This is a genomic window from Bradyrhizobium sp. MI1.3, assembly GCF_055811695.1.
Genome location: NZ_JBVVPQ010000018.1, coordinates 67104 through 84919 on the forward strand (window position 1 = coordinate 67104; position 17816 = coordinate 84919).

12 protein-coding genes and 1 pseudogene are annotated in these 17816 nt (G+C 64.2%); 8 read left to right on the top strand and 5 right to left on the bottom strand.

The window, feature by feature from the left end; translation table 11 throughout:
- Positions 1-9: 9 nt before the first annotated feature.
- From hutU to hutI, 3 genes are read right to left on the bottom strand one after another with little or no spacing between them, the layout of a single operon-like run.
- A complete protein-coding gene (hutU, locus tag AC0L3A_RS15800) occupies positions 10-1677 on the bottom strand; it encodes a urocanate hydratase (RefSeq protein WP_473254725.1) in 1668 nt (555 codons plus the stop codon).
- A gap of 13 nt (positions 1678-1690) precedes the next feature.
- Positions 1691-3250: a histidine ammonia-lyase gene (gene hutH / locus AC0L3A_RS15805; protein ID WP_473254726.1), complete on the bottom strand. Its 1560-nt coding sequence runs from the start codon at positions 3248-3250 to the stop codon at positions 1691-1693.
- The gene (hutI, locus tag AC0L3A_RS15810; protein ID WP_007601320.1) at positions 3247-4461 is read right to left on the bottom strand and encodes an imidazolonepropionase; all 1215 of its coding nucleotides are present in this window, start codon (positions 4459-4461) and stop codon (positions 3247-3249) included. Before hutI ends, hutH begins: the two co-directional genes overlap by 4 nt.
- A gap of 99 nt (positions 4462-4560) precedes the next feature.
- On the opposite strand from hutI, the gene AC0L3A_RS15815 reads away from it, so the two are divergent.
- The 6 genes and pseudogenes from AC0L3A_RS15815 (at position 4561) to AC0L3A_RS15840 (ending at position 10549) form a co-directional block, all read left to right on the top strand.
- On the top strand, positions 4561-5919 hold the full coding sequence (locus AC0L3A_RS15815) for a formimidoylglutamate deiminase (RefSeq protein WP_007601318.1): 1359 nt from the start codon (positions 4561-4563) through the stop codon (positions 5917-5919).
- On the top strand, positions 5916-6644 hold the full coding sequence (hutC, locus tag AC0L3A_RS15820) for a histidine utilization repressor (protein ID WP_007601316.1): 729 nt from the start codon (positions 5916-5918) through the stop codon (positions 6642-6644). The genes AC0L3A_RS15815 and hutC overlap by 4 nt, the downstream gene beginning before the upstream one ends.
- A 106-nt stretch (positions 6645-6750) precedes the next feature.
- Positions 6751-7695, top strand: coding sequence for an ABC transporter substrate-binding protein (locus AC0L3A_RS15825; RefSeq protein ID WP_007601314.1), 945 nt, complete (start codon positions 6751-6753; stop codon positions 7693-7695).
- Between the two features lie 73 nt (positions 7696-7768).
- A pseudogene (locus AC0L3A_RS15830) lies at positions 7769-8542 on the top strand (ABC transporter permease).
- Positions 8539-9324, top strand: coding sequence for an ABC transporter ATP-binding protein (locus AC0L3A_RS15835; RefSeq protein WP_007601311.1), 786 nt, complete (start codon positions 8539-8541; stop codon positions 9322-9324). Before AC0L3A_RS15830 ends, AC0L3A_RS15835 begins: the two are co-directional and overlap by 4 nt.
- Positions 9317-10549: a Zn-dependent hydrolase gene (locus tag AC0L3A_RS15840; protein WP_354129299.1), complete on the top strand. Its 1233-nt coding sequence runs from the start codon at positions 9317-9319 to the stop codon at positions 10547-10549. The genes AC0L3A_RS15835 and AC0L3A_RS15840 overlap by 8 nt, the downstream gene beginning before the upstream one ends.
- A gap of 1143 nt (positions 10550-11692) precedes the next feature.
- On the opposite strand, the gene AC0L3A_RS15845 is transcribed toward AC0L3A_RS15840, so the two are convergent.
- Complete coding sequence (locus tag AC0L3A_RS15845) at positions 11693-13276, bottom strand: porin (RefSeq protein ID WP_007595920.1); 1584 nt, start codon at positions 13274-13276, stop codon at positions 11693-11695.
- A 506-nt stretch (positions 13277-13782) separates the two neighbouring features.
- On the opposite strand from AC0L3A_RS15845, the gene AC0L3A_RS15850 reads away from it, so the two are divergent.
- Positions 13783-14262 (top strand): MarR family winged helix-turn-helix transcriptional regulator, encoded by a 480-nt coding sequence (locus tag AC0L3A_RS15850; protein ID WP_007595922.1) that lies wholly within the window; start codon positions 13783-13785, stop codon positions 14260-14262.
- Positions 14263-14339: 77 nt separating this feature from the next.
- Here AC0L3A_RS15850 and AC0L3A_RS15855 read toward each other — a convergent pair whose 3' ends face one another.
- The gene (locus AC0L3A_RS15855; RefSeq protein ID WP_473254727.1) at positions 14340-15422 is read right to left on the bottom strand and encodes an alpha/beta hydrolase family protein; all 1083 of its coding nucleotides are present in this window, start codon (positions 15420-15422) and stop codon (positions 14340-14342) included.
- A gap of 860 nt (positions 15423-16282) precedes the next feature.
- Here AC0L3A_RS15855 and AC0L3A_RS15860 point away from each other — a divergent pair.
- Positions 16283-17347, top strand: a complete 1065-nt coding sequence (locus AC0L3A_RS15860) for a ketopantoate reductase family protein (RefSeq protein ID WP_007595931.1) — start codon at positions 16283-16285, stop codon at positions 17345-17347.
- Positions 17348-17816: the final 469 nt, after the last annotated feature.

A 17816-nucleotide genomic window follows, 5' to 3' on the forward strand; every position in this document is an offset into this window, starting at 1 on the left:
GCGCCTGGACTAGCGCAAGCTCGGCAGATCGAGCCCTTTGTCGCGGGCGCATTCGATCGCGGTGTCGTAGCCCGCGTCGGCGTGGCGCATGACTCCGCTGCCAGGGTCGTTCCAGAGCACGCGCGCGATCCGCTTCGCCGCTTCCGGCGTGCCGTCGGCGACGATCACCATGCCGGCATGCTGGGAATAGCCGATACCGACGCCACCGCCATGATGCAGCGACACCCAGGTCGCGCCGCTGGCACAATTGAGCAGAGCGTTGAGCAAGGGCCAGTCGGACACAGCATCCGACCCGTCCTTCATCGCTTCGGTTTCGCGGTTGGGGCTCGCCACCGAGCCGCTGTCGAGATGGTCGCGGCCGATCACGATGGGTGCCTTCAATTCGCCGCGCGCCACCATCTCGTTGAAGGCAAGGCCCAGGCGATCGCGATCGCCGAGCCCGACCCAGCAGATCCGTGCCGGCAGGCCCTGAAACTTGATGCGCTCCCTGGCCATGTCGAGCCAATTGTGCAGGTGCTTGTCGTCAGGCATCAGCTCCTTGACCTTGGCGTCGGTCTTGAAGATGTCCTCGGGATCTCCCGACAGCGCCGCCCAGCGGAACGGCCCGACGCCGCGGCAGAACAACGGACGGATATAGGCGGGGACAAAGCCCGGAAAATCGAAGGCATTCTTCAGGCCCATGTCCTGGGCCATCTGGCGGATGTTGTTGCCGTAGTCGAGGGTCGGGATGCCTTGCGCATGGAAATCCAGCATGGCCTGGACGTGCTCGACGATCGAGGTTTTCGAGGCGCGCTCCACGGCCTTGGGGTCGGCGGCGCGCGTGGCTTCCCACTCCGCGAGCGTCCAGCCCTTCGGCAAATAGCCGTTGATCGGATCGTGCGCGCTGGTCTGGTCGGTGACGATATCGGGCCTGACGCCGCGGCGGACCAGCTCGGGAAAAATCTCCGCGGCATTGCCGAGCAGACCGACCGAGACCGCCTTCTTCGTCTTGGCCGCCTCCGCCGTGATCGCAAGTGCCTCGTCGAGCGTGGCGGCCTGGCGATCGAGATAACCGGTGCGCAGACGCATCTCGATGCGGCTCGGCTGGCATTCGACTGCCAGCATCGAGGCTCCCGCCATGGTCGCAGCCAGCGGCTGCGCGCCGCCCATGCCGCCGAGACCGGCCGTCAGAATCCATTTGCCGGCGAGGCTGCCGCCGTAATGGCGACGCCCGACCTCAACAAAAGTCTCATAGGTGCCCTGCACGATGCCCTGGCTGCCGATATAGATCCAGGAACCCGCCGTCATCTGGCCGTACATCATCAGGCCCTTGCGATCGAGCTCGTTGAAATGATCGAGCGTCGCCCAGTGCGGCACGATGTTGGAGTTGGCGATCAGGACGCGCGGCGCGTCAGCATGGGTGCGGAACACGCCGACCGGCTTGCCGGACTGGACCAGCAGCGTCTCGTCGGCTTCGAGCTTGCGCAACGTCGCAATGATCCGGTCAAAGCTCTCCCAGTCGCGCGCGGCGCGGCCGATGCCGCCATAGACCACGAGCTCGCTCGGACGTTCTGCAACGTCGGGATCGAGATTGTTCATGAGCATGCGCAAGGGCGCTTCCGTCAGCCAGCTCTTGGCGCTGATTTCGCTGCCGCGGGGCGCGCGGATGGTGCGGTCATTGTCCAGTCGGCGGTTCATGCGGAACACCTCGTCAGGCAAGCGTCGGAAACGGGTCGGTTGAAAGTACGGCGAGCGCCGCAGCCGGCAGCGCGTCGGCCTCGATCATCGCTGCAGCCTTGGCGAGATCGCCGGCCATGTAGCGGTCTGCGCTGAGCGGCGCTACCTGCTCGCGCAGTGCCGCAATGACGGCAACGAGCGGCGCACTCGTCGCATGCGGCGCGCGTAGCGTGATGCCCTGGGCGGCGACCAGGAACTCGATGCCGAGGATGGCAGCGAGATTGTCGGCCATATCGGACAGCCGCCGTGCGGCATGCGCGGCCATCGAGACGTGGTCTTCCTGGTTGGCACTGGTCGGCGTCGAGTCGATCGAGCAGGCGGCCGCGCGCTGCTTGTTCTCGGCATAGAGCGCGGCCGCCGTCACCTCGGCGATCATGAAGCCGGAATTGATACCGGGATCGGGAGTGAGGAACGGCGGCAGGCCGAAATTGAGCGCGGGATCGACCAGCGTCGCGATGCGCCGCTCGCTGATCGCACCGATTTCCGACAGCGCAAGCGCGATGGTATCCGCGGCAAAGGCCACCGGTTCGGCATGGAAGTTTCCGCCGGAGACGATCTCGCCGGTCTCGACCAGCACGAGCGGATTGTCGGTGACGGCATTGGCCTCGACGATCAGCGTCCGCGCCGCCTGCACGATCAGGTCGAGCGCCGCGCCTGCGACCTGCGGCTGGCAGCGCAGGCAATAGGGATCCTGCACGCGCTCGTCGCCTTCGAGATGCGACAGGCGGATGTCGCTGCCCTCGAGCAGCGCCATCAAGGCTGCCGCGGCCGCGATCTGTCCCGAATGGCCGCGCAGCGCCTGGATTTCGGGGCGGAACGGCGCCGTCGAGGCCATCGCCGCATCGACCGACAGCGCGCCGGTGACGAGCGCGGCGCGGGCCAGGCGAAATGCGCGCAGCACGCCGGAGACGGCGTAGGCAGTGGAGAATTGCGTGCCGTTGATCAGCGCGAGCCCTTCCTTGGGACCGAGCGTCAGTGGCGGCAGGCCGGCCGCGGCGAGCGCCTCGCGGCCCGATACGATCTTGCCATCGACGATCGCCTGCCCTTCGCCGATCATCACGGCGGTCATATGCGCGAGCGGCGCGAGGTCACCGGAAGCGCCGACCGAACCCTGCTGCGGCACCAGCGGTGAGACGCGCCGCGCCAGCATGGCCTGCAGCTGCTCGATCACCTCGCGGCGCACGCCGGAGGCGCCGCGCCCGAGCGAGATGATCTTCAGTGCCATCATCAGGCGGACGATGGGCTCGGGCGTCGCCGCACCGACGCCGCAGCAATGCGAGACGATGAGGTTGCGCTGGAGCAGCGCGGTCTGGTCCGGCGGAATGCGCTTCGAGGCAAGTTTGCCGAAGCCGGTGTTGATCCCGTACACGGGAGCGTCGGCGCGCGCGGCCCTTGCAACGATCTCCGCGGCCGCGTCGACGCGCGGCCAGAACGAGGGATCTAGAACAACAGACGCGCCTTCGAGCACGCGCGCGAGGTCATCGAGGCCGACGGTTCCCGGCTTGACGACGATCGGCGCGCGCTTCTCCGTCATTGTCCCCTCCACACCCGGCGGTGCAGCGGATTGAAGCCGATACGGTAGACCAGCTCGGCGGGGCACTCGATGTCCCAGATCGCAAGATCACACCATTTGCCTGCCTCTAACGTGCCGGTATCATGGAGCACGCCGAGCGCTCGCGCGCCTTCCCGGGTGACGCCGGCAAGGCATTCGGCCACATTCATCCGGAACAGCGTCGCGCCCATGTTCATGGCAAGCAGGAGCGAAGTCAGCGGCGAGCTGCCCGGATTGCAGTCGGTCGCAAGCGCCATGGCAACGCCGTGCTTGCGGAACGCCTCGACCGGCGGTTTTTGCGTCTCGCGGATGAAGTAGAAGGCGCCGGGCAGCAGCACGGCCACCGTTTTAGCTTTTGCCATCGCCGCTGCACCGGCTTCGTCGGTGTGCTCGAGGTGATCAGCCGATAGCGCCGAGAATTTCGCGGCAAGCGCAGCGCCGCCGAGGTTCGAGAGCTGGTCGGCATGCAGCTTAACCGGCAGTCCAAGCCGCCCCGCTGTCTCGAACACCTGCGCCGTCTGCTCGCCGGAAAATGCAATCCCCTCCATGAAGGCATCGACGGCATCGGCCAGGCCGGCCTTTGCAATCGCAGGCAACATCTCCCTGCAGACGAGATCGATGTAACGATCCTTGTCGCCCTCCGCCTCGATCGGCAGCGCATGCGCGCCGAGGAAGGATGTGCGGATCGCGACCGACCGCTGACAGCCGAGGCTTCGCGCGGCGGCCAGCTGGCGCATCTCGGTCTCGGTATCCAAGCCGTAGCCGGACTTGATCTCGACCGTGGTGGCACCCTCGGCAATCAGCGCATCGAGCCGCGGCAGCGCGTGTGCTACGAGCTCGGCCTCGCTTGCCTTGCGCGTCGCGGCCACTGTCGAGACGATACCGCCGCCGGCGCGCGCGATCTCCTCGTAGCTCGCGCCCTTCAGGCGCAGCTCGAATTCATGGGCGCGGTTGCCGCCATAGACCAGATGGGTGTGACAATCGACGAGACCGGGCGTGATCCAGCGCCCTCCGCAATCGATCCGTTCGGCTGCATCGGCATCCGCCGGAAAATCAGTCTGCGCACCTGCATAGACGATACGGCCGGCGCGCGCGGCGATCACGCCATGCTCGATCTCACCAAGATCGGGGCGGTCGGCCCGCATCGTGGCGAGCCGGGCGTTATGCCAGATCCGGTCGAAGCGCTCTGCCATGCAACTGTCCCTTCGCGGATGCCCCTGCGCCCTGGGATGCTTGACTTATATGTCTAGACATATAATCGTGTCGCGGTTCTGTCCAGCCGGCATGGAAACATGACACGACTGCATTTCGCCTCCGCGCTCCTGCCCTCGGGCTGGGCCAATGACGTGCAGGTGGTGATCACCGCCGGCGCGATCGCCGAGGTGACGCCGGGCGTGGCCCCGGCCTCCGGGGACGAACACCACGACATCGCGCTTCCGGGACTTGCGAGCCTGCACAGCCACGCCTTCCAGCGCGGCATGGCGGGTCTCGCAGAACTGCGCGGCGACAGCACCGACACCTTCTGGACCTGGCGCGAGGCGATGTACCGCTTCGCGCTGGCGATGACGCCTGACGACGTCGCAGCGGTCGCGACACTGCTTTATGTCGAGATGCTGGAGCAGGGTTTTACCCGCGTCGGCGAATTCCATTATCTGCATCATGACCGCGATGGCTCGCCCTACGCCGACATCGGCGAAATGGCCGCACGCATCGCGCAGGCCGCCGAAGCCTCGGGTATTGCACTGACATTGCTGCCGAGTTTTTATGCGCACGGCTCATTTGGTGGCGCAGCACCGCATGCCGACCAGCGCCGCTTCATCTGTACGGTTGATCAGTTCGCCGCGCTGGTGAGCGCCTCGCGCAAGGCGATTGAACAATTGCCGGGCGCAAATATCGGTATCGCGCCGCACAGTTTGCGCGCTGTGACGCCGGCCGAGCTTGCAGCGATCATTCCGCTCGCGGACGGCGGCCCGGTGCACATTCATGCCGCCGAGCAGGTGAAGGAGGTCGAGGATTGCCTGGCCTGGTCTGGACAGCGTCCAGTGCAATGGCTGCTTGAGCACGCGCCAGTCGACCGACGCTGGTGCCTCATCCACGCGACCCACACGACGGATGAAGAAGTCACTGCATTCGCCAAGACTGGCGCGGTCGCGGGACTCTGCCCTATCACCGAGGCAAGCCTTGGCGACGGCATTTTCTCGGCTCGCGAATTCGTCGGTGCCGGCGGTGCCTTTGGCATTGGCACGGATTCCAATGTGCTGGTCGGCGTCGCCGACGAGCTGCGCCAGCTCGAATATGGCCAACGGCTCAAGCACCGCGAGCGCAACGTGCTCTCCGCCGGCGCAGGCCGCTCGACGGGACGCGCCCTGTTCGATCATGCGCTTTCAGGCGGCGCGCGGGCACTAGCACAGATGTCAGTCGGTCTCACGCCAGGTGCGCGCGCCGACATCGTCACGCTCGACACCACGCATCCCTCGCTGGCGGGGCGCGCGCGCGACGCCGTCATCGACGGCTGGATCTTTGCCGCAGGCAGCGGTGCGGTCGATTGCGTCTGGGCCGGCGGCGACAAGGTCGTCGAGGGCGGACGGCACCGGCTGCGCCAGACCGCACGCGAACGCTTCAACGCGTCGGTCCGGAGGCTCGTCGCATGAGCCTCGCCACAGATGCCGCCGACAAGCCGACGCTCTACAAACGGATCCGCGCCGACATCGAGAAGCGCATCCTGACCGGGGAATGGCCGCCGGGCCATCGCATCCCGTTCGAGCACGAACTGGTCGCGCGCTACGGCTGCTCGCGCATGACCGTGAACAAGGCGCTGTCGGAGCTCGCCCAAGCCGACCTGATCGAGCGGCGGCGACGTGCCGGCTCCTTCGTCCGCCGGCCGCAACACCAGTCGGCCGTGCTCAAGATCGCCGACATGCGCGCAGAGATCACCGGGCTTGGGCGCGCTTACGGCTACGAGCTGATCGGTCGCAAGCTCCGCGCCGCAACCGCTGCCGACCGCGACCGCCTCGGCGTCAAGAAGGCGGGCAAGGTGGTCGCGATCACCTGCCGCCACAGCGCCGACAACGTGCCTTTCGCCGTCGAGGACAGACTGATCGATCTCGCGTCGGTGCCGGATGCGGCGACCGCGGATTTTTCGCGTGAGCCACCCGGCTCATGGCTGCTTCACCATGTTCCATGGACAGAGGCAGAGCATACGATCAGCGCTATCGTTGCGGACGATCGCACGGCCGAAGCGCTCGACATCGCCGTCGGCGCACCCTGCCTCGTGATCGACCGCTATACCTGGCGCAGCACGCGCACGATCACCGCCGTGCGGCTGCTCTATCCCGGTGACTCTCACCGCCTTGTCGCCCGATTCAAGGGAGGCTGAGAGGACGATGTCGGCACAAATCGTGCAACGTTTCGGGCAACGGTCCATTGGGACTGACAATGATCAACAGGACGTCAATCCATCGATCGGCAAGAGGACGACAATCATGCGTAGTTCGAAAGTATTTGCGGCAGTCATTGCGCTTACGGTCTCCACCCCCGTGCTCGCCGACGACGTCAAGGTCGGCGTCGGCATCTCCGGATGGACCGGCTTCGCGCCGCTGACGCTGGCGAAGGAGGCCGGCATCTTCAAGAAGAACGGCCTCGACGTCACCATCAAGAAGATTCCGCAGAAGGATCGCCATCTCGCGATCGCGTCCGGCGACGTCCAGTGCGCGGCAACGACCGTGGAGACCTGGATCTCCTGGAACGCCAACGGCGTCGCGACCAAGCAGATCTTCCAGCTCGACAAGAGCTACGGCGCCGACGGCATGGCCGTGCGGAACGAGCTCGCCGCGATCAAGGATCTGAAGGGCAAGACGGTTGCGGCTTCCGCGCCCGGCACCTCGCCCTATTTCGCGCTGGCCTGGATGCTCAAGAAGAACGGCCTGTCGGTGAAGGACGTCACCGTCGTGAACCTCGAGCCGGCCGCGGCCGCGCAGGCCTTCGTCTCCGGCCAGAACGATGCCGCGATGACCTACGAGCCGTATCTGTCGACGGTTCGTGCCGCCCCCGACAAGGGCAAGATCATCGCCACCACGCTCGACTATCCGATGGTCATGGACACGTTCGGCTGCACGCCGAAATTCCTCACCGAGAACCCGAAGGCCGCCAAGGCGCTCGCCGACAGCTATTTCGAGGCGCTCGACATGATCGCCAAGGACCAGGCCAAAGCCTACGAGATCATGGGCGCCGACGTGAAGCAGAGCGGCGAGGCGTTCGGCAACTCGGCAAAGTATCTGCGCTGGCAGGACAAGGCAGCGAACCAGAAATTCTTCGCCGGCGATTTCCTGACCTTCAACAAGGAAGCCGCCGACCTCCTGCTGGAGATCGGCATCATCAAGGCCGCGCCGAAGGTCGAGGATCTCTTCGACGCCAGCTACATCAAGTAAATCTCCCAGGAGCCGCCGGCCCCGTCTCGCGGCGGGGCCGGTAGACTTGTTCACCACCGGGATACACAGTTTGATGCGTCCCCTCGATCCCGTGACGTCAAGGCAGCGCGTGGCTTACGGCCTTGCGTTCTTCGTGGTGTTCGTTGCCCTCTGGTCCTGGGCAACCTTCGGCGGCCACGTGTCGAAAGTGTTCCTCGCCAACCCGCTGACCATGGTGCAGGAAGGCGTCGATCTGATCATCAAACAGGGCTTCCTGTTCGACATCGGCATGACGATCTGGCGCGTCGTCGGCGGCTTCGTACTGGCCGCCATCATCGCCGTGCCGTTCGGCGTGCTGATGGGCGCCTACAAGCCGGTCGAGGCATTCCTTGAACCGTTCGTCTCCTTTGCGCGCTATCTGCCGGCCTCCGCTTTCATTCCCCTCCTGATCCTGTGGGCCGGCATCGGCGAGCTGCAGAAGCTGCTCGTCATCTTCATCGGCTCGGTGTTCCAGATCATCCTGATGATCGCGGTCACCGTCGGCACCACGCGGCGCGACCTGGTCGAGGCGGCCTATACGCTGGGGGCCAGCGACCGCGGCATCATCCGCCGCGTGCTGTTGCCCTCTTCCGCGCCGGAGATCGCCGAGATCCTGCGGCTGGTGCTGGGCTGGGCGTGGACCTAAGTCATCGTCGCCGAACTGATCGGCTCCTCCTCCGGCATCGGCCACATGATCACCGACAGCCAGGCGCTGCTCAACACCGGCCAGATCATCTTCGGCATCATCGTGATCGGGCTGATCGGCCTGGTCTCGGACTTCCTGTTCAAGGCATTCAACGCGTGGCTGTTTCCCTGGAGGCTCGCATGACGATCCTCAAGATCGAACAGGTCTCGCGAACCTTTCCCGCGCGCCACGGCAACGCCCCGACGAGGGCGCTGGAGCCGACCGATCTTGTGATCGGCAACAACGACTTCGTTACTATCCTTGGCCCTTCCGGCTGCGGCAAGTCCACGCTGCTGCGCATCGTCGCCGGCCTCGATCGTCCGACCGGCGGACGCGTGGTGCTCGATGGACGCGAAGTGACCGGCCCGGGCGCCGACCGCGGTATGGTGTTCCAGTCCTACACGTTGTTTCCCTGGCTGACGGTGCGCGAGAACATCGCCTTCGGCCTGCGCGAGCGTGGCGTGCCCGAGGCGGAGCGAAACAAGATCGCCGACGCCTTCATTCGCCAGGTCGGCCTGTCCGGCTTTGAGAACCATTGGCCCAAACAACTCTCCGGCGGCATGCAGCAACGCACCGCGATCGCGCGCGCGCTCGCCAATGATCCCAAGATCCTGCTGCTCGACGAGCCCTTCGGCGCGCTCGACAACCAGACACGCGCCCTGATGCAGGAAATGCTGCTCGGCATCTGGGAGCGCGACCAGAAGACCGTGCTGTTCGTGACCCACGACATCGAGGAAGCGATCTTCCTCGGCAGCCGCGTCATCGTCATGAGCGCGCGTCCCGGCCGCATCAAGGCCGAGATCAACGTGGACCTGCCGCATCCGCGCTCCTACAAGATCAAGACCACGCCCGAATTCGTCCAGTTGAAGGAACGGCTGGTCGAGGAGATCCGCACCGAGGCGTTGAAGGTTGCCGAGCATGCCTGAGACCTTTTCACGCGCAAACGGCGAGCGGGTTCTCGCCGATCTCAATGCGCTCCGTGCCATCGGCGCCTACAAGACCGGCGTGCACAAGCCGACTTTCTCCGAGCCGCACAAGCTTTCGCTGGATTGGCTGGTGCGGAAGCTACCCGACGCGGGCCTCACCGCCGCGATCGACGGCATCGGCAATGTCTTCGGCACCAGCGCAAAGTCGGGACCCAAGCTGCTGGCGGGATCACATCTCGAAAGCCAGAACTACGCCGGCTGGCTCGACGGGCCGCTCGGTGTCGTCTACGCGCTCGAAGCGGCCCGCGTGCTCAATGCCGATCCCTCGCTCGAAGGTGCGGTCGAACTTGCCGCCTGGTGCGACGAGGAGGGACATTTTGGACACTTCCTCGGTTCGCGCTCCTATGTCGGGCAAGTGACCGAGGCCGACATTGATGTCGCACGCGACCGTACCAGCGGCCGCACCATGCGGGACGCACTCGCCGACATGGGGCTCGCAGGACGACCGCGCACTACCGCCGAGCCGGGCCGGCACGTCGGATATCTGGAAGCCCATATCGAGCAGGGCGACACGCTCGAGAGCGGCCGCCTTGCGATCGGCGTTGTCACCTCCATCGTCGGCATCTGGCAATACCAGATCAATTTCGTCGGTGAGCAGAATCACGCCGGCACGACCCGCATGGCTGCACGGAAGGATGCCGGGCTGGCGCTGGCAAAGTTCTGCGTCGCGATCGACGAGCGTTTCCCCGATAGCTGCGGGCCGCGCACGGTCTGGACCACCGGCCGCATCACGCTCGATCCCGGCGCGCCCAGCATCATTCCGGGGGGAGCCGAAATGCTGTTCCAGATCCGCGACGACGATCCTTTTGTCATCGCCCGCCTGGAGCAACTGCTGCGGAGCATGGCGGACGAGGCCAGCGCGAACGGTCCCTGCACCGTCACCGTGGAAAAGATTCGCACTGGCGCGCCGGCCATGATGAACGCGGGCATCCAGGACGCGATCGAAGCCGCGAGCAAGGCCCTGGCCGGCGGACGATCCATCCGCATGCCCAGCGGCGCCGGCCACGATGCGCAGATGCTTGCGGCCGTCATGCCCGCGGGCATGCTGTTCGTACCGTCGATCGGCGGCATCAGCCATCACTGGACCGAGAACACCGCTGACGCTGACATCGCCACCGGCGCCCAGGTGTTCGTCGACGCTTGCAGGCGGATACTCGGCGGCTAGAACGGCGCGCCGCCCCCACTCTCTCCCCATCGTCATTGCGAGCGAAGCGACTTGTCCGCCGAAGCTTTAGCGAAGGCGGAAGCAATCCAGAATCCCTCCGCGGCGGCAGACTGGATTGCTTAGCTGCGCTCGCAATGACGGCGTATGAGGCGGCAGCTTCGTCCTCCCAGCACCACTGTCATTCCCCGCGAAAGCGGGGTATCCAGTACGCCGCGGCTTCTCGGTTCAATCATAACACTGTCTCGGAATACTGGATCGCCCGGTCAAGCCGGGCGATGACAGGGAGTGTGTAGCCGCGGACACAGCTTCGCGTCCTCGCGGCGCGTTTCGCCCGAGCTTTGCCTGGTAGCTCCACCCTCTTGTCCAAGAGGGCGCAGGGAAGGCCGGGTGCCGGCTGGCACCCGCGGTCCGCTGCGCGAAAATGGTGCGCAAGGAAACCGCACAGCAGCATACAGGTGTAGCCAATCACTCGGCCTTCCCTGCGCGATGGTTGGACGGCTTATGCCGTGCTCTCCCGGGAGCCGAGTTCTCTTTGGCCTCCCTCGCCTTCGCGAAATTCACCGGCACCGCGCCGGTTGACGCAGATGCCGCATTCGCCAGGGCTTGACCGTAGCAACGACGGCCAGGACCACACGGTTTTGCCGTACGCACGGCCCGCCATTTCGCCGCAGTTTTTCCAGCCCTGTCGACGGAGCCGGAAACTTACAGACGAGACGAAGCCTAGCAGCGCCGCTCGTCGGAACGAAGCCTTGGGCTCACGGAGAGCAATCCGCCCTGCCCTTGGCCACTCGCACCCGAACGCTGCCGCGTCCACCGCAAGCCCGGCTCGCGAACGTGACGACCACAAGATCGCCCCTCAAGGATGAGCCGGGATGAGCGACACATACGCCAAAACCGAATTTCGGTAAAGTGGAATATTTTTGCGGCCAACGATTGACAGAGGAGCGACACAGGCGCGGTCCCGTAGCCCGGATGGAGCGCAAGCGTAATCCGGGAAGGTGCCAGACACCGCGCGAGCGGCCCCGGATCGCACTTGCGCTCCATCCGGGCACCGGGGCTTCGCCGTCCTACATCATCTGCTTTGCGCAAAAAAAACACCCGGCGGTTTCCCGCCGGGTGTTCGTTCATGTGTTTCGACAGATCTTACCAGTTGCGCTGAGCGCGGAGGATCATGGCGATCGAGTCCTGGTCCTTCAGTTCGTAAACCGCGGCCGGCTTAGCGGTAATAACGTTCGGGACGAGGCCAACCGTACCGGAGTACTTCTGGTCGAGGTGGGTCCAGGAGACGTCAGCCGAGAACGTCAGGTTCTTGACCGGGGTCCAGCGGGTGACGACACCGAGCTGGCCGATGGCGAAGTCCGGGTTACAACCCGTCACACCGGCCAGGCCGCCGAACACGCCGCCAGCACCGCCGGCGCCGCAGAGGGTGGTCTTGGCCAGCGTGCCGAACTGGGCCTGTGCGTAGGCACCGTACAGCGAGGAGTTCCAGTATGGATCCCAGTTGTGGGTGTAAGCGCCGCGGAAACCCCAGGTCTTGACGGTTTCCTGCGAACTGCCGGTCACGAACACCGTATCGGGAGCGCTGGCGAAGCCGATGCTGCCGTAAGAGCCAGCAATGCCCGAATTGCCGTACAGCGCGTAGCTGCTGCCCGACAGATTCTGGAAGTTGTAGCGGGTCGCACCGTCGGTGTAGACGCCCTGGATGTTGATCGTGTCACCCGCGCCGGTCGGGATGTTCTTGATCGACAGAGCGAGCTGAACCGCCCAACCCCATTTGTCGTCGGGGTGGCCGGTCGGCTCGGTCGCGCCGTAATAACCGACGTGGTTGTCATGCGCAGCCACCGACGCCTGGAACAGGCCCCAGGCCTGGTCGACACGGACCGTACCAACAAGGTTCGGCGAACGAGTGCCGCCGATCGCGTTGGTGCCGTACGAGCCGCCGATCATGCCGCCCGCGGTCGCGCCGGTCATGTTGACGTTTCCGGCCTGATAGTAGGCCGAGACGTCTTCAGCCGAGAACGACGCCGTGATGCCCTGACCGAAGTCGGCGGTGTAGGTGAACTGGTTGACACCAGTGACCGTGCCGCTGCCGCCGACGAGGTTGTCGGTGATGTTGCCGGGATAGTTGGTCCAGGGCGCGTCGAACTGCGACACGGCCTTACCCATGGTGAAGCCGGCGAACTGAATGAAGGCGTAGTACACGCCGAGTGCGCCACCCGAGGTGTTGCCGTCGGTGCCGTTGACCGAGCCGCTACCATTCGAACCAACGAGGCCGGTGCCGGCAGCGTTGAGACCGAGCGTACCGCTGTACTGGGTTGCGCCCGTTGCCGACCCGGTCGGGGTATAGTTGCCGCTCGTCCAGGTGAAGACGCCGTCGAAGAAGGTGCGGACCACGCCGTATTCGGTCGCTGTGCGGGTGTCGATGTTGAGGTCTTCACGAGCGCGGAAGGTGTAGTAGTTCATCAGGCGGTTGCGAGCACCGGCAGTGCCGCCCTGGTTCGGATTGAAGTCCGAGTTGGTGTTGAAGTTCGCGTCAGCGCGCACGTAGCCGCCGAGCTTGATGCAGGTGTCGGTGCCCGGGATGTAGTAGAAGCCGGCGCCGTACAGCGAACAGATCTTCACGTATTCGACCGCCTTGGCCTTCACGGGAAGATCGGCTGCGAACGCCCCGGAGGCGGCCATCAGGCCGGCAGCCGAGCCGAGAAAGAGTGTCTTCGTCAACTTCATTAGTAAACCTCCAGGTCGGTTCAGGGGGCTCGGGTCCTCGGTGGACGCCGCTTTACCCTCTCAATTTCGATCAATTCAGATCCGCACGAAGGTCCGGACTGAAACGACAGCGAGGTGCCCCCCCTCCGTCGTGGCTTCACATATAGTTTATAAAAACAACTGCCTCAATTTATTGATTTGATGAATCGACAGTTCCGGCCGGGATGTGGCTTAAGAGCAACAGCGGCGGCTTTGGTAGCGAAGATTCCATATAACCAAACAAGAAAAGCCCTCAGGGGGCATCCCGAGGGCTTCTTGGAGGTCTCGCATCGCTGTCCATCGAGCGGGTCAAGAGCAGCGAAATAGAGTACGATAGTCGATAATAAAATTAATTGTTCTTTGCAAGCAATAATTTGTCCTGTGATTTCAGCTGCGCGGTATCTCCCTGTGGTCGGCGCGCGATTTTCGAGACGCTTCCAAGATATCCCATTAAAGATGGCTCATAGAACAAATGGGGAGGGAGCCACATGATCGAGAAGAAACTCGACAGGGCGATTACGGACTTTATCTGGAACGTCGTTGAAATTCATTCCCAGCTGGAGGACATCCACACCAGCTGGGCCGGACTGCTGGGCATTACCGAGCCGCAGTGGCTGATCCTGATGGCAATCACTGAACTGGACCAGGGGCGAGGTGTCGCCGGAATCGACATCGCAAACAAGCTGCGGGTCCACCCGGCCTTCGTGACCAACCAGACCAAGGCCCTCGAAAAGGGCGGCTTCCTATCGCGACGGCCGGCAGCAGACGACGCACGCTACGTCCTGATGTCGCTCACCGCAAAGGCGACCTCGGAGATCGAAAAGCTGTCCAAGAGAAAGCTCGCCTTGAACTCGACCATGTTCAACGAGCTCGACGAGAAGACCTTGGCCGATCTGAATGCCGCGCTCGCAACGATTGCGAAGAATGCCCGGTTGGCCGCACGGTTGCTGGCCATCGACGCCTCCTGACCCCCTGACCTCAGACGCGGAACGTGCGCCTCGATCAATCCCCAATCTCTTCTCGCCTTCCCAATCTCTTGCGCGGCTCAGAGATAGGTCACAGAGCCCAGCTGGGGGGCAATTCCGAGTTTGCTGTCGAGCCATTCGAAAATGAAATCGTCCACCGCGATGAAATTCTCGACCTCGCCCAGGGGGTGCGGAATGCAGTTCGGCACGACGGTCGCGCAATCGGCTCCGGCCTGCCGATAGCCGGCTTGCAGTTCGAGAGCATCCTCCTCCCAAACCATTGAGCGGCTCCCGACGACCATCAGAAGTGGGCAAGGGATCCGACGCGACGGCGGCAACGAACCCGTTGAGGTCCCGTCACGGACCGTCTGCTCGACGCCGATCATCCAGCGCAGCGATGCCCGGCGCATGACCGGCGTCGCAATGCCGCCGTCGCCCACGACGGCAGCCATCCTGCGATCCAGGAGGGCAAGACGGGATGCGTGACTGGCGGCCGCCCCCTCGCCGTACACCGCGATCTGCTGCGAATCGACGTCCGGACGCGCTTCCAGGTAATCCAGCCAGCATTGCAGAATATGCGCCGGCTTGAAGGGGCTGCGACCGGATGAATTGCCGGTATCAACGAGCAGGAGTGACATGTTCCGTCGCCCGGAGGCCGGCAACAGCCTGCTCATCATCGAGCCCAGGGTGATGTCCTCGTCGCTGACACAGATAACCGCGGGTGCGAAAGACCGATCGGGGGACGCCGGCAGAAAGTAGCCCGCAAGCGAGCCTTGATCAAAGCAGTCGATCTCCACGCGCTCGATCGCCGAACCGGCGTCCTCCTCGAAGCCCCTCAGGCAGAGTCCGACCTTGTCTACGAGGTCGGTACTCCCGGGATCTCCGGGCCAAGACAGGTTCCTCGCGACTTCAAGGGCCGTCAGCGAGCACAGCCACGCTTCCCGCGCGATCTGAGCTGAACCGGCTGCGCGCACCGATTCGGCGAAGATCCGGTACTCGCCTGAGATCCTCAACCAGTCCGAAATCCACCGATGCCTGTGCGCCTCGCGCACGAGTTCGGTGACGGACAAGCTTTCGAAAAAATCGGACGCGCGTTTCCGCAAGCACGCCAGGCTTCGACCGGCGCCGTCGCACGTGCCGTGAGGCCAATGATCATGTTCCATGACAGTCCCCGAACGGCGCGTCGGCGGTTGCTTGGACTCGGCGCAGCGCTGTCAGCGCAACGCCCTGCATGTCTGCTCGATGCGATATCACGCGTGCGTGATCGCGCTTGCGTCTGCCGTCCCGATGATCGTTCCGCTTTCCCTTCGCGGGCGGGGGCACTGGACCAGACGGACTACAGTCCGAACGAACCGGCCGCAAAGCAAGTCTCACGCCGACTCCAACTCAATCGTCACGTCTCAGCTCCGTTGCTGATACACAGTTTAGGCCCCGCACCACTCTGCCATTTTTTGCTGTTCCGCGTTTGCAGTTTTTTGTTGCGGTGGACGACTAAAATTGGAGCTCATTTAACGAGGGAGAAGGCATCGCCTGTGTCGGCTTCCATCATGAATTCCTGATGACGCCGATCCGCCGTGCCACCAATCACGCCAGCGACAAAAGATGCGGCGGGTTGCCGCCTGATCGATGCCGACGCCCTTCGCCACGGGACTTTCCCGCGGTCGACGTCGCAGGAAAACCCGCGCGACGAAATCCTCGATGTCGCTCATCCGCACCCGGCGCGCGAGACGTGACGAGTATGATCGCGTTCTGGGCGAGCCGGGGCGATTGAGGCGTGCAACATTTCTTACTTCGGTAAGCCAGTTATTTGAGCAACTCATGGACATCCAGAACCCGTCGCCGGTGAGGCGCCGTCGCGCTTTCGGCGTCAAGCAACACGCCGGGCCGCCTGCTGAGCCTTCCGTGCCTTGTATCCATTATCCCAGTTGCCATCCCCACGCACTTTGCCTTACATGCCGGCCAAACTCGCCCGCGGATGACGGCCGGGGCTCAAAAATCGCACAAATTGTCAAAGGGACGAGACATGGCGCGTAACATCCTGATTCTCGGGGCTTCCTACGGCTCCCTGCTGGGCACGAAGCTGCTGATGGCGGGGCACAACGTGACCCTGGTCTGCCGCGCCAAGACCGCGGAGTTGATCAACCGCGAGGGTACCGAGGTGCGCATCAAGTTGCGCGACGAGGCGGTTCACCGCGCCATCTTCTCGCGCGACCTGCCCGGCAAGCTCGACGCCGTGACGCCGGCCAATGTGGACTTGTCCCGTTACGACATGGTCGGCCTTGCGATGCAGGAGCCGCAATACACCAACCACACGGTGCGCGTTCTCATGGTCAGGATCGCCGCGGCGAAGCTGCCGTGCCTGTCGATCATGAACATGCCGCCGCTGCCCTATCTGAAGCGGATCCCCTCGCTCGCAGACATGGATCTCGAGGAGGCCTACACCAATGCGCAGGTGTGGGAGCGCTTCGAGCCCGGGCTGGTGACCTTGTGCTCGCCCGACCCGCAGGCGTTCCGTCCGCCGGAAGAGGCTGCGAACGTGCTTCACGTCGGTCTGCCCACGAATTTCAAGGCATCCGTGTTCGCCGACGAGAAGCACAACAAGGTGCTGCGCGAGCTCGAAGCCGACATCGACGCGGTGACCCTGGACGGCCACGACGTGCCGGTGAAGCTGAAGGTATTCGATTCTCTGTTCGTGCCGCTGGCGAAATGGTCGATGCTGCTGACCGGCAACTACCGCTGCATCACGCCGCACGAGCCGCAGTCGATCCGCGACGCCGTGCACGGCGATCTCGCGCGCTCGCAGACGATCTACGAGCATGTCGACGCCATCGCTCGGCGTCTCGGCGCCGATCCGCAGGACCAGGTACCGTTCGCGAAATACGCCAAGGCTGCCGAGAGCCTGCTGAAGCCGTCATCGGCCGCACGCGCGGTGGCTGGCGGCGCGCCCTTCATCGAGCGCGTCGACCTGCTGGTCAAGCTGATCTCGCATCAGCTCGGCGCGCCGAATGCAGAGATCGACCGCACGGTCGAGACCGTGGATCTGAAGCTCAACGAGAAGATCGTGCAGGGCGGATCGGGCGCGCTGTAACGAGCGCTTCCATTCGCGATCGGACGCGTCGGCGCTTACGCTCCCAAGACACCGGGGCTGAGCGTCGCGCCTGGGGCTGCCACCATGCTCTCACGCAAATGATCGCGCGCGGCACTGTTCCTGGTGTGACGCAAACTCAACAGGAGTGATCGCGAGTCATCGATCACGCGATCGTGTCGCTTTCAGTTCCCTCCTGTTTTCACCGCAAATATCACGCCTGAATGACACAGAGCCCATGTGGCTCGTCATTTCTAGACGTGGCGCAGCGTGAAAATGCGGCATTTCCGCTCGAACTGAACCAAAGCGCACAATCCTTGTCCGCCGCGCGCTCGAACGAGGTCGCACGCTTCGGACGAGATCCTTCATTTGCGCAAACGCCGCATGCGCGCGCGCCAGGCTCGCCGTCTTGTCTGGCGGATGTGCCTGAGTAACATAGCTTTGCAAGGCAGCTGTCTTTTACGGCTTTTCC

Coding starts and splice junctions, on each gene's coding strand:
- AC0L3A_RS15825 (WP_007601314.1), top strand. CDS start 6,751: ATGCGTAGTTCGAAAGTATTTGCGGCAGTCATTGCGCTTACGGTCTCC.
- AC0L3A_RS15845 (WP_007595920.1), bottom strand. CDS start 13,276: ATGAAGTTGACGAAGACACTCTTTCTCGGCTCGGCTGCCGGCCTGATG.
- AC0L3A_RS15835 (WP_007601311.1), top strand. CDS start 8,539: ATGACGATCCTCAAGATCGAACAGGTCTCGCGAACCTTTCCCGCGCGC.
- hutI (WP_007601320.1), bottom strand. CDS start 4,461: ATGGCAGAGCGCTTCGACCGGATCTGGCATAACGCCCGGCTCGCCACG.
- hutH (WP_473254726.1), bottom strand. CDS start 3,250: ATGACGGAGAAGCGCGCGCCGATCGTCGTCAAGCCGGGAACCGTCGGC.
- hutU (WP_473254725.1), bottom strand. CDS start 1,677: ATGAACCGCCGACTGGACAATGACCGCACCATCCGCGCGCCCCGCGGC.
- AC0L3A_RS15840 (WP_354129299.1), top strand. CDS start 9,317: ATGCCTGAGACCTTTTCACGCGCAAACGGCGAGCGGGTTCTCGCCGAT.
- AC0L3A_RS15860 (WP_007595931.1), top strand. CDS start 16,283: ATGGCGCGTAACATCCTGATTCTCGGGGCTTCCTACGGCTCCCTGCTG.
- AC0L3A_RS15855 (WP_473254727.1), bottom strand. CDS start 15,422: ATGGAACATGATCATTGGCCTCACGGCACGTGCGACGGCGCCGGTCGA.
- hutC (WP_007601316.1), top strand. CDS start 5,916: ATGAGCCTCGCCACAGATGCCGCCGACAAGCCGACGCTCTACAAACGG.
- AC0L3A_RS15850 (WP_007595922.1), top strand. CDS start 13,783: ATGATCGAGAAGAAACTCGACAGGGCGATTACGGACTTTATCTGGAAC.
- AC0L3A_RS15815 (WP_007601318.1), top strand. CDS start 4,561: ATGACACGACTGCATTTCGCCTCCGCGCTCCTGCCCTCGGGCTGGGCC.